The organism is Kitasatospora cineracea (assembly GCF_003751605.1).
GTDB lineage: Bacteria > Actinomycetota > Actinomycetes > Streptomycetales > Streptomycetaceae > Kitasatospora > Kitasatospora cineracea.
Genome location: NZ_RJVJ01000001.1, coordinates 5305528 through 5317787, shown reverse-complemented (window position 1 = coordinate 5317787; position 12260 = coordinate 5305528). Strand labels below are relative to the sequence as shown.

The window sequence follows — 12260 nt, the reverse complement described above, 5'->3', positions numbered from 1 at the left end:
TGACGAGGAAGATATAACACGGCAAACATCACAGGCAATGGTTGTGCAGGCTTCGATTGGGTTACCTCGGACAAGCCCGAACGGGCTGGTCAGACCATGTCTGACCAGCCCGTTCGGACATCACAGCGCTTTCGCTTCCCGCAGGAACGGGGGCTCGAAGCGTCCACCTGGAAGTCGACCGCCCCGGAGGCGCGGGGCTCGACCGCTCGATTCAGTCGAGCGGCTCCGGCGCCACCACGGGTGGCGGAGAAGTCCCGGCCTCTCCCCTCCAGGAGGCCGGGACCGTCCTTCTTGCAGGGCCGCGGCATCCTGCGGGGACGGCAGTCCACCACGCACTGCCGGGGGCGGGCAGGCCGCCACCGCGGAGGGGCACCAGCGCTCAGAGCACGGGGTGACGGGTGTGCCAGTCCGTTGCCCTCTGGTACCTGGCGGCCACCGAGATCACGTCGGCGTCCGCCCAGAGACCGCCGATGAACTGGAGGCCGATGGGCAGGCCCTCCGGGGTGAAGCCGCCCGGGACGCTGATGGCCGGCAGCCCGGCGTGGCTCGGGGGCTCCGTGGTCAGGTGGCAGAGGTGCCCCAGAGCTTCGACGGCGATCCCGTCGACGATGCCCGACGGGCCGCTCTCCCCGCCGTGCGGAAAGGCCGGCACGGCCGTCGTGGGCGTGACCATGACGTCGGCGCCCGTCATCGCGGCCCGGAACGCGTTGTAGATCGCGGTCTTGCCGGCGTGGTTGGCGTCGTTGACCTGACGCGCGGTCACGTCGCGGGCGCGCTTCGAGACCTCCTTGATCATCGGCCACAGCTCCACTCCTGCAGCCTCCAACTCCTCGGCGTACTGCTGGTAGGAGTGACCGTTGATGTGCGTGAAGAACTCCTCGGTGTCGGGGAGGGCGATCTCGACCTCCTCGACGACGGCGCCCGCGGCGCGCATGTCCTCGAGGGCCTTGCCGAACAGGCGGCGGACGTGCGGATCGAGGACGCTCTGCCCGAGGTGGCAGCAGGCGGCGACCCGGACTCCGGTGAGGTCGCCCGGCGCCAGGGCCGCTTCGATGTAGTTCCGCGCGTCCTTCTGCACGGAGAAGCGGTCGCGGGGGTCGTGTCCGTTCGTCGCTTCGAGCACCATGGCCGCGTCGAGGACGGTCCGCGCGATGGGGCCGTCCGTGGAGTCGCCGTCCTCGCAATCGGCGTACGGGACGCGTCCGATCGAGGGCTTGATGCCCACCGCCCCGCAGAGCGAGGAGGGCACCCGGATGGATCCGCCTCCGTCGGATCCCCAAGCGATCGGACCGACGCCCGAGACCACGGCGGCGGCCGCGCCCCCCGAGGAGCCGCCGGCGTTGTAGCCCGGGCGCCACGGAGTGCTGGTCGAGCCGGTCAGTTTGCTCTCGGTCACACCCAGGAGCCCGAACTCCGGCGTGGTGGTCTTCCCGAGCAGGATGACGCCCTGCGCCTTGAGTCGTTCCCAGCCGATGTTGTCGCTGTCCGGCACGTGGTCGGCGAAGGCGACGCAGCCGTAAGTGGTCCGCACGCCACTGGTGTCGGCCAGGTCCTTCACCGTCATCGGCACGCCGTACAGCAGCGGGAGGTCATCGCCGGCGGCGAACCGCTTCTCCGCGGCCCTGGCATCGGCCCGGGCCTGGTCCGCCGTCTCGGTGACCATGATGTTCAGGGCCGGCTGGACCCGGTCCATGCGGTCGAGAACGGCGTCGACCACCTCGACCGGGGACAGCTCACGGCTTCGGTACAGCTCACCGAGCTCCCAAGCGCTCTTCCAGATCAGTTCATCCGCCATGTCGTCTCCTCACCTGCGTACCGGTGCGGCGATTATGTGTGCCTGGCGTTATGTAACGCAAGAAATATTTCCTGTACTCTCCAGCGCACCGACACCGTGCACTGGAGGACACCCATGCCTGATCGCGATCCGGCCGCCCCCGTCACATGGCCGACCGACTTCCCCGGCACCTGGCTCGGCTGTCCGCGAGAGCCGCTGCTACAAGTGCTCGGGCGCGGCATCGACCGGTTCGGTCAGGAGCCCGTGCTGCTCTTCGACGACGGCGCCGCCTTCACCGGGCAGCAACTCCGAGAGCAGGCCGAACGCTTCGCGGGGTACCTGGCGCCCATGCTCTCCGCGGGTGATCGGGTCGCGCTCGCGCTGGGGAACCGCGCCGAGTACGTCATCGCCTTCCTGGCCGTGCTGGCCAACAGGGGCGTGGTGGTGTCCCTCTCCCCCGACATCGGCCCCCACGACGCGCGATACGCGGTCGAGAACGCCGGCTGCGTGCTGGCGATCACCGACCCCGGATCCGATGCCGTCATGGGCGAACTGGTCGGCACGGCGCCGTCCCTGCGGAAGACGATCAAGGTCGGAGAACCGGAGCCGTTCGGCTTCGCACACCTGCTGGAAGGCGTTGCGCCGCTGCGACTGGAGGACGTCGAGGCATCGCTCGACGACATGGTCGACATCGGCTACACGTCGGGCACCACCGGTCTGCCGAAGGCCCTGGGCGGACGCCACACCGAGACCCTGCGGTACATGGACGTCCACCTTCGCCGCCGTAGCGCTCGCTCGGAGCCGGTGCGCATGCTGATGCCCCTCCAGTTGCACTACGGGGACCCTCTGACCTACTTGTTCGGCGCCATGTGCTCCGGCGACTCCCTCGTGCTGATGCGGAAGTTCAGCGCCTCGCGCTTCTGGGACGTCGCCCGCTCGTCCGGCGCCACCGACATCCTGACCATCGGCTCCGTCCCGACCATGCTCCTGGCGCGCCCCGAGGGCCCCGCCGACCGCGATCACTCGATCCGGCACGCCACGGCCCTGGCCATCCCGCGCGACAGCCATGCCGAACTCGAACGCCGCTTCGGTTTTCCCTGGAACGAGACCTACGGGTCGTCCGAGTCAGGGCCCGCGCTCAGCATGCCTCCCCATGCGGCCGCGGAGTTCGTCGGCACGGGGGCGATCGGCATCCCGCTCCCCGACGTGGAGGCACGGCTCGTCGACCCGGACGGCCGCGTCCTGGAAGGCCCGGGCTCGGGCGAACTGGAGCTCTCCGGCGAGATCGTGTTCGGAGGCTATCTGGACAACCCGAAAGCGACCGCGGAGGTCCTCCACGACGGCTGGCTCCGGACCGGTGACCTCATGCGCCGTGACGCCCGCGGGGTCTTCTACTTCGAGGGGCGCCGCAAGGAGCTCATCCGCCGCAGCGGCATCAACGTCTCCCCGGCGGAGGTCGAGGCGGTGCTGCGCCGCCACCCCGCGGTGCTGGACGCCGCCGTCGTCCCGGTGGAGGACCCGGTCATGGGCGAAGAGGTCAAGGCGTACGTCGAACTGGTTCCCGGCGCGCCGTTCGACCCCGCCGGCCTCATCGAGTTCTGTGCGCAGCAGCTGACACGGCAGAAGGTCCCCCGGTACGTCGAGCACCGGGTCGAACCGTTCCCCCGCACCCCCACCCAGCGCATTCCCAAGAAGGAGCTGATGGTGGGCGGCGCGCACACGACCGATGCCGCGTGGGACCGGCTGGAGCACCGCCCGGAGGGCGGCTGAGGAACGTCGCGCACACCGGCGGTACCGGGCCGCCTTGCGTGCCGGCCCTCGGCAGATCGCCTGCTGCCGGGGGCCCTGCGTCCCACGATCCATCCGCGCGGCCGGCTGGCCGGTGCCACGCACAACGACCGTACGACTGAGCGAGCTTCCAGGAGACACGCCTATGGCCAAGCGCCCGAATCGATCGATGACTGCCTGGACGGGCACCCCGCCGGGCGGCCTTCTGGACTTCCTCGAACTGGAGCGGGTGGAACGCGACCTCTTCCGCGGCGTGTGTCACGAGGCCGCCCCTCTGCGCGCCTTCGGGGGGCAGGTGGCAGCCCAGGCGCTGACCGCGGCCGGCCACACCGTTCCCGCCGACCGGCCCGTCCACTCCCTGCACGGGTACTTCCTGCGCCCCGGGGACACGAAGCAGCCGATCGTCTACGCAGTCGAGAGGCTCAGGGACGGCGGCTCCTACGTCTCACGGCGGGTGAGCGCCGTCCAGGACGGCGAGATGATCTTCTCGCTGTCCGCCTCCTTCAAACGGCCGGAGCCGGGCTTCGACAGGCAACGGCGTGTCCCGCCCACGGCCGGACCGGACGAGCTACCCTCGGCCGGCTCCCCGAGCACGGACCGGGAGGAAGATGCCTCGGCCTGGCACCGGGTGCTCGACATCCGGCAGGCTGCCGTCCCGGCGGAGCAGGTGCAAGGGGGCCAGACGGAACAGCGGCTGTGGATCCGTGCGGCACGGCCCCTGTCCGACGATCCGCTGACGCACGCCTGTGCACTGGCGTACGCGTCGGACCTGGGGCTCGCACCCACCGCGGCCCTGGAGGAGTCGCCGAGCGGGCAGCGCTCGACGCTCCCGTCCCTGTTCGTGACCTCTCTGGACCATGCGATCTGGTACCACCGGCCGTTCCGGGCCGACGAGTGGATGCTGTTCGCTCAGCGCAGTCCCTCGGCCGGTGACGGGCGCGGACTGGCCATGGCCGACGTGTGGGACCAGGACGGTCTCCTGGTCGCCAGCGTCGTCCAGGAGACCGTCCTGCGCGGCAGAAGGTGACCGCGACCGGTACACGGCTGCCGTCATTGCTGCGGCCCCGCACAGACGATGTCTGTGCGGGGCCGCAGCAATGACGGCAGCCGTGGTCACCCTTTGCGGTGTCCGACTGCCACCGGAACCGGGCGAGAGCACCACTGAACTCAGGACTGCGGCGAACTCGGCTCCGGCCGGCGGACCACACCTATGCGGGGAGACGGGACCGGTGAAGGCGCCTCAGGAGTCGAAACCCAGTCCGGCCGCGTCGAGGGTCCGCAGGAACAGGTTCCGTCGTCCCTGCCGGTGGTCAGCGCGGTCGAGTGCCCAGCGGGTGAGGTTGATGCCCGCGCTGGCGATGGGCTCGGGAGGGAACGGCAGAGGGCGCTTGCGGACCATCTCCAGCTCGGTCCGCGGTGTCTTCTCGCCCGTCAGCAGGTCGAGCAGGACGTCGGCGGCGAAGCGTGTCGCCCCCACGCCCAGACCGGTGAACCCGGTGGCGTGGGCGACGCGGCCGCGGTGGGTGAGTCCGTAGAAGGCCGTGAACTGGGTGCACGTGTCGATCGCGCCGGCCCAGCGGTGGCTGAAGCCGATGTCCTCGAGCTGGGGGAAGGTGGCGAAGAAGTGCGACGCCAGTCGCGAGAAGCTCTCGGGGCGGTTCTCGTACTCCTGCTTGACTCGGCGGCCGGGGTGGTAGATCGCGTCGTACCCTCCGTAGAGGATGCGGTTGTCCTGTGTCAGGCGCGCGTAGTGGAACTGGTTCGCCAGGTCCGTGAGTCCTTGGCGACCGCGCCATCCGATCGATTCCAGCTGCCGGGCGTCGAGCGGCTCTGTGGTCAGGACGTAGTCGTAGACCGGGATCGTCATCAGGCGGTTCCGGCGCAGCAGGGAGCGGAACACGTTGGTCGCCAGGACCACGTGGTCCGAGGTGACCGTGGCGCGTGCCGTCCGCACGTCGACGGCCGTCGCAGCCTTGTTGGTGCGGAGGTCGACGACTTCCGACTGCTCGTGGATCTCGACGCCCAGGTCCACTGCGGCGCGGGCCAGTTCGAGGGCGAGACGGGCGGGATGGACCAGGGCGGCGCCGTGGGGGTCGAGCGCGCCGTGGAGGAAGAGGGGGCTGTGGATCTGGGCCTGGACCGCGGCACGGTCGAGTCCGTGCTCGGCGTCCTGGAGCCACGGAATCTGGTGCTCCTCCACGGCGACCGAGAGCGTACCGGTGCGTTCCCAGTGGCAGTCGAGGCCGAGGTCGCGCACGTCCTGCTCGAACGCGTCGAGGTTCTCCTCGCCGAGCCTGTGCAGGGTGTCGAACTCTTCGGGCCACCTGGCGCGGCCGTTCTCGTCCCCGTGCGTGATGGATGCCTCGCAGAACCCGCCGTTGCGCCCGGAGGCCGCCCAGCCGATGTTCTGGGCTTCCAGGAGCAGCACGCGCCGACCGGGGTCGCGGCGCTTTGCGTTCACAGCGGTCCACAGGCCGAGGTAACCGCCACCGACGATGGTCAGGTCCGACGTGGTGGACGCGGAGAGCGCGGGGTACTGCGTCCGCGCGTCGGCTTCTTCCAGCCAGTAGACCCCGTTCTTGGTTCCTGCGAAGGCGCGCTCGACTACGCGGGGGTCGGGGGCGTTGCGTTCGTAGGCGGTCTGATGGTGTCTCACGTGGGTTCCTGGTTTCGTGTCGTTCTTGGCCGGTGCGGCGATCGGGGTTGCGCCTTGCTCCGGCGTCCTCGACGGAGCAGGGCGGCACGGTGTCCGGGCGGATGCCGGCGGACCCGTCGGCGTCGGGTCGCGGAACGCTCCGATCGCCGACGGGCCGGTGCAACGCCTCGGGACGGCAGGCCTTCGCCCAGCCGCAGGAGTCAGAGCCTCCGGGAGGCTTCCACGATGCCGCGCGGCAGTTGGTAGCCCCACCAGTCGGCGACCATCGCGGGTCGCTCGGAGCCCTCGATGGTGAAGGTGCAGCGCCGGAGGACCTTGAAGCCCCCGTCCTTCGGCTCGACCGCGAGGGTCTCGAAGGTCGGCACGATGCTGTCGCCGACGTGCACCTGGGAGATGAAACGGACCTTGTCGAGCCCGTAGTTCAGACCCCACATACCGCCGCGGTTGTCGCCCAGCGCGAACTGGAGCACCGGGTCGACCAGGGCGAGGAGGTGGAATCCCTCGACGAGGTCCTCGGGGAACTCCGGCACGTCGCCCTCGGGGTAGGCGCGGTCGATCCACGTCCCGCTCTCGAAGCGTTCGACGTCCTCGCGGGACACCACGAACGGCTCGCCGGTGACCACCTCCCCGACAACCGCCGGGATTACGCCGTTGCTGATCGGCTCCCTGTCCATCGGCCTGTCCTTCCGCGCGTCATTGGATGAGCGCCACAACGACGCCTTCATGTAACGATGATTATATAACGAGAGTAATATTGAGCAAGGGCTGGCGTGTCTCGTTACGGTGGCCCGCCCCGCCTTCGAGGGGCGGCCGCATCCCTTTCAACGGAGCGGGGAGCGGCCGGACATGTCGCGGGGCAGCAGCCGGTGCTCCTCCCCGCGGACGATCTTCACTTTCGGCGGCCGCCGTCCTGGAGTGGACCACCGGTGTTCTCCGGAATGAAGCCGGCGGGCATCGCACCTCCGGCGGCTGGTTCCGGAAGACGCGGTCGAGTGGAGACGGGCAGCCGCAAAGCGCGTGCCAAGGAAGGGAACGGACCGGCAGCCGCCGCTTCCGCGGGCGGCTGCCGGCCCGAACATACCGCCCGACGGCCCGCGGAGGGGAGGTTCCGCGGTCGGATCAGGCGGGGCGGAAGGAGTCCCGGGCGGCGGGAGCAGCGTGCTTCACCATGACGTGCCGGGTCACCGAGTATTCCGCAACCGACTCCTGGCTCATGTCCTTGCCGAAACCGCTGCCCTTGACACCGCCGTGCGGGGCCTCGGAAGCGATCGGCAGGTGGTCGTTGATCCAGGTGACGCCCACGTCGAGGCGGTGGGCCACGCGCAGCGCGCGGGAGACGTCGCCGGTCCAGATCGAGGAGGCCAGCCCGTAGGGGGTGTCGTTGGCCAGACGGACGGCGTCGTCCTCGTCGTCGAAGGGGAGCACGACCAGGACGGGGCCGAAGACCTCTCCCTGAACGATCTCGCTGTCCTGGGCGGCGCCGACCAACAGCGTCGGCGGGTAGTAGAAGCCGGGCCTGTCCAGCGGTGTTCCACCACACAGCGCGCTCGCACCTTCGGCGACGGCGCGGCGGACGAAGCCGTCGACGCGGTCGCGGTGTGCCGCGGAGATCAGTGGGCCGATGTCGGTGCCCTCCGCCCACGGGTCTCCGGGGCGAACTGCACCCATCGCGTCCCTGAGCGCGTCGACGGCTTCGTCGAAGACGGCACGGTGGGCGTAGACGCGGGTCGCCGCAGTGCAGTCCTGGCCGGTGTTGTAGGTGGTTCCCATGACCAGGCCGCCGCTCATCTGCTCGAGGTCGGCGTCGGGGAAGACCAGTCCTGGCGCTTTGCCGCCGAGTTCGAGGTGGACCCGCTTGAGGCCCTCGACCGCTCCGCGCATGACGGCCTTGCCGGTCGCGGTCGAGCCGGTGACGCTCACCATGTCCACCCCGGGGGCGGTGACCAGTGCTTCGCCGACGGCTGCGTCGCCCAGTACGACCTGGACGAGGCCGTGCGGGGCTCCCGCCTCGACGATGAGCTCGGCCAGCCGGAGCGTGCCGCGCGGCGTCTGCGGTGCGGGCTTGATGATGACGGCGTTGCCCGCGGCCACCGCGGGCCCGATCTTCCAGATCGCCATGACGAGGGGGAAGTTCCACGGCGCGATCGAGGCGACGACCCCGACGGGCCGGCGCAGCAGCATCGAGGTGTACCCGGAGCTGAGCACCCCGGCTCCGCTTCCGTCGAGCGATCGCGCGGCACCGGCGAAGAACCTCAGGTTGTCGGCGGCGAACGGCAGCTCGCCGTCGGCGAACACGGCCGCCGGCTTTCCGGTCTCCTCGACCTCGAGCCGGGTGAGCTCGGTGGCGTTGGCCTCGACCAGGTCGGCCAGGCGCAGCAGCACCCGTGCGCGCTCACCGGGCGTCGCGTCCCGCCACGTGGCCTGCGCGACCCGCGCCGTTGCGACGATCCCCGGCAGTTCCGCCGGATCGGTGTCCTTGACCTCTGCGCATACCTGCCCGTCGGCAGGGTTGATCAGCTGACGCATGAAAGCCTTCTCTCACAGCTGGGCGGTTAGGAGTTGAAGCCGACGCCGAACGCGTCGAGGAGCCGGAGCCAAGGGCCGCGGCGGCCCTCGCGCCGGTCCGCGCGGACCAGTGCGCGCCGGGTGAGCTCGACGATCGGCCAGCGCAGGGGCTCCGGCGGGAAGGGCGCGGGGGAACGACGCACCATCTTCAGTGCGGTGCTCTCGGTGGCCCGTCGGGCGAGCAGGTCCAGGGCGACCCGGGCGCCGAAGCGGGATGCCGCGACGCCCAGCCCGGTGTAGCCGACGGCGTAACCGACCCGGCCGCCGAACGCGGTCCCGAAGGTGGCGGTGAACCGGCTGGTGGAGTCGATCGCTCCGCCCCAGCGGTGGCTGAAGCCGAGCCCCTCCAGTTGCGGGAAGGTCTCGAAGAAGTGCCGGGCGAGCAGGGCGTACGAGGCCGGCCGGCGGGCCTCGTGGTCGTCGACGGTCCCGCCGCGGTGGTAGATCGCGTCGTAGCCGCCCCACAAGATCCGGTCGTCGGAGGTGAGCCGGTAGTAGTGGAACTGGTTGCCGGCGTCCGTGAGCCCCTGCCGTTCGCGCCAGCCCAGCGAGGCCAGTTGTGGCGGCGACAGGGGTTCCGTCATCAGCGCGTAGTCCCACACGGGCAGGACCAGGTGGCGCAGCCGTCTCAAGGGGGCCGGGTAGGCGTTCGTGGCGAGGAGGACCTGCCCGGCGATGACCGACCCGTTGCCGGTCGCCACCCGCAGCCCCGCGCCTGCACGCGCCATGCCGGTGACGGGGGTCCGTTCGTGCAGCCGCACTCCGAGCCGTTCGGCGATCCGCGTCAAGGCGTCGACGAGGAGCCCGGGGTCGACCAGCCCTCCGGTGGAGCGGACTCGCAGTCCGCCCAGGTACGTCGGGGAGTCGACGTCGGCTCGCATCTCCTCGGCATCCAGCCAGACGGCGTCGTCGCCGTGCTCGAGGTGGAGCCGTTCGAGCGCGCGCAGCTCGCCGACCTGGTGAGGGGCGACTGCCACCGTGGTCTTTCCGGTCAGCCGCAACCCCACGTCCGCCTCGTGCCTGTCCAGGGTTTCGACGATCTCGGTGAGGTTCTCCCGGCCGAGCCGCACCAGCGTCTTCAGCTCCGACGGCCAGCGGGACGCCCCGTGCGAGAGGCCGTGGGTGAGGGAGTCGGAGATGAACCCGCCGTTGCGGCCGCTGCCCCCGAAGCCGATCGTGGACGCTTCCAGCAGCAGGACGTCGGTCCCTGGGTACTCCTCCTTTGCCATGATCGCGGCCCACAGTCCGGTGAAGCCGCCGCCGACCACGACCAGGTCCGCCTCGGCTCGCCCGGTCAGTGCGGGGAAGGGCCCCGGCCGACCCGGCCGGTCGGTCCAGAAGACCGCTTCGCGGGCGTCGGCCAGGCCGGGTGCCGTACCAAGGATCATGCCTTGGCCGCACGTTCGATGAGTTCGGCGGCCAGGGTGACGCCGTCACGGGCTCGGACATCCGCACCGGCACGGGCGAGACGGGCGTGCAGGTCCTTGTCGTTGAGGAGCCTGTCGATGGCGGCGATCAGCTCGTCGTCGGTGAAGCGGTAGGTGTCCAGGCGGACACCTAGGCCGAGTTCGTCGATCCGCTGGGCGTTGTCGTACTGGTCCCAGAACAGCGGCAGCAGGATCATCGGCTTGCCGAAGTGGAGGCTTTCGGTGGTGGTGTTGTTCCCACCGTGGGTGATCACCAAGTCGACGAGCGGAATCACCTGGGTCTGCGGGACGAACTCGGCCCCCCACATGTTCGGAGCCAGTTCGATCTCCGCGTGCAACGGCCCCTTGGAGACGATGTAGCGGTGCGGCGTCTTCGCGAGCGCGGCGACGACCCGCCGCATCAGTTCGACGTCTGCCGACCCGAGGGACCCCAACGAGAAGTAGACCAAGGAGCCCCTGCCGCCCCGGAGGCTCTCCGGCAGCTCGAAGTGCTCGTCCGTACCGCGCACGGAGGACTCCAGCCGGTGCCACGACGCGTCCAGGGTCCGCGGGTAGTCGGCTATCTCCGGGTAGACGTACAGGTTGAGGTCGCCGTCGTGGATGAACTCCAGGTCGGGCAACGGGCGGGCCCCCTGCTCGACGACCCAGGCGTTGAAGCTCTCCCACAGTTCGCGGTGGGTGCGGTCGTACTCGGCGCGGAAGGCGTCCCAGCCGGACCGGTCGGCGGCGGGGTAGCCGGAGAAGGCCGGCGGTATCCCGGAGGACTTCACCTCCAGGGGGTTGCACGAGACGATGCGGACGAACGGGACGCCGGCCGTGGTCAGCGCGGGGAACGCCACCACGTTGTCCTCCACGATGACGTCGGGCTTCACCCTGTCGATGATCGCCTTGAGCTGCGGCTCGCAGTACTTCGCGCCGGCCACCAGTTCCTCCCAGACCGGTTTGACCCAGGTGTCGAGCTGCTCGAAGGTCGGTTTGCGGAACTCCGGTGCGGTGCTGCGGATGAAGTCCTTCCAGAACTGTCCGGCGTCCTGCTCCTCGGCGTCCTCGGCCGGAGGCGCGAGCTCCACCAGGTCCTCCTCGAAGCCGAGCGCGGCGAGCTTGCCCCTCCACGAGGCCTCGGCGGCGAACACGACCCGGTGGCCTCGGCGGCGGAGCACGTCACCGACGCCGATGCAATTGTTGGTCGGCCCGTAGGCGCTCTCCGGCATGAACAGGACCGTCAACTGTCGGGCCACGGCAGCTCCCTGGAGCTCAGAAGGGGGCCTCCCCCTAACTGAAGGGTGATTCAAATAGGATGGGAGCATCCCCGTCAAGGGTCAGGGAGAGCGGAGAATGAAGCATGGCCACACGCAAGCCGAAGACAGAGCGGCGCCTGGACCTCATCGAGGCGGCCCGAAAGGCGATGGTGCTGTACGGCACCGACGGGGTCCACCTCAACCAGGTCGCCGAAGTGGCCGGGCTGACCTCGGGCGCGGTCCTGTACCACTACCCCAACTTGAACGACCTGCTGCTCGAGGCGCACCACGCGGGCATGGAGCGCTTCTACGACCTGCGCATGAAGAAGATCGCAGCGATCGCCGACCCGGCGGAGCGGCTCATCACCACGATCCGCTCGGGGCTGCCGTCGGGTCCGGACGACGCCGACGTCCGGCTGCTGTGCGAGCTGGGGGGCTCGGCGGGGCGCAACCGGGTGTACGCCACCCTGCTCACCGCTCTCTACGACCGTCAGGTGACGATGTACCAGCTGGTCCTGGAGACGGGTGCGGCACAGGGCGTGTTCGCCCTCACGGGGGACTCCGTGACGATCTCGCGCAACCTGGTGGCCCTCGAAGACGCCTACGGCTACCGGATCGTGGCACGGCACCCGCTGATCGGCCCCGACGAGGCCGCCGAGCTGATACTCGACTACGCGCGCCAGTGCACCGGCCATCCGCTGGAGCGGCACGCCCCGCCCAAGGCGCCGGCCCGACGGAGGACCAAGGCGACCGGAGCCCCGCAAGCCTAGGGCGAGGGCGTTCCTGCTGGTGCGCGCCGGAAGGCGGCCTCG

At 70.1% G+C, this 12260-nt stretch carries 9 protein-coding genes; 3 read left to right on the top strand and 6 right to left on the bottom strand.

Translation table 11 applies throughout. From position 1 onward, the window contains the following. Positions 1-379: 379 nt before the first annotated feature. Entirely contained in the window at positions 380-1795 is a 1416-nt protein-coding gene (locus EDD39_RS23945) for an amidase (protein ID WP_123559196.1), read from the bottom strand. Positions 1796-1909: 114 nt separating this feature from the next. Between EDD39_RS23945 and EDD39_RS23940 the strand changes: the two genes are divergently transcribed. Next, positions 1910-3544 (top strand): class I adenylate-forming enzyme family protein, encoded by a 1635-nt coding sequence (locus tag EDD39_RS23940; protein WP_123559194.1) that lies wholly within the window; start codon positions 1910-1912, stop codon positions 3542-3544. A 163-nt stretch (positions 3545-3707) separates the two neighbouring features. Further along, positions 3708-4589, top strand: a complete 882-nt coding sequence (locus tag EDD39_RS23935; RefSeq protein ID WP_244256966.1) for an acyl-CoA thioesterase — start codon at positions 3708-3710, stop codon at positions 4587-4589. Between the two features lie 213 nt (positions 4590-4802). On the opposite strand, the gene EDD39_RS23930 is transcribed toward EDD39_RS23935, so the two are convergent. The 5 genes from EDD39_RS23930 to EDD39_RS23910 all read right to left on the bottom strand — a co-directional run bounded on the left by EDD39_RS23930 (position 4803) and on the right by EDD39_RS23910 (position 11448). Next, positions 4803-6125 (bottom strand): NAD(P)/FAD-dependent oxidoreductase, encoded by a 1323-nt coding sequence (locus EDD39_RS23930; RefSeq protein WP_425269761.1) that lies wholly within the window; start codon positions 6123-6125, stop codon positions 4803-4805. 293 nt (positions 6126-6418) lie between these two features. Beyond that, the gene (locus tag EDD39_RS23925) at positions 6419-6892 is read right to left on the bottom strand and encodes a hotdog family protein (protein WP_162870109.1); all 474 of its coding nucleotides are present in this window, start codon (positions 6890-6892) and stop codon (positions 6419-6421) included. 445 nt (positions 6893-7337) lie between these two features. Then, positions 7338-8744, bottom strand: coding sequence for an aldehyde dehydrogenase family protein (locus EDD39_RS23920; protein WP_123559185.1), 1407 nt, complete (start codon positions 8742-8744; stop codon positions 7338-7340). Positions 8745-8770: 26 nt separating this feature from the next. Beyond that, positions 8771-10171: an NAD(P)/FAD-dependent oxidoreductase gene (locus EDD39_RS23915; protein ID WP_123559182.1), complete on the bottom strand. Its 1401-nt coding sequence runs from the start codon at positions 10169-10171 to the stop codon at positions 8771-8773. Next, entirely contained in the window at positions 10168-11448 is a 1281-nt protein-coding gene (locus EDD39_RS23910) for a glycosyltransferase (protein ID WP_244256965.1), read from the bottom strand. The genes EDD39_RS23915 and EDD39_RS23910 overlap by 4 nt, the downstream gene beginning before the upstream one ends. Before the next feature lie 104 nt (positions 11449-11552). On the opposite strand from EDD39_RS23910, the gene EDD39_RS23905 reads away from it, so the two are divergent. Beyond that, entirely contained in the window at positions 11553-12218 is a 666-nt protein-coding gene (locus EDD39_RS23905; RefSeq protein ID WP_123559178.1) for a TetR/AcrR family transcriptional regulator, read from the top strand. Positions 12219-12260: the final 42 nt, after the last annotated feature.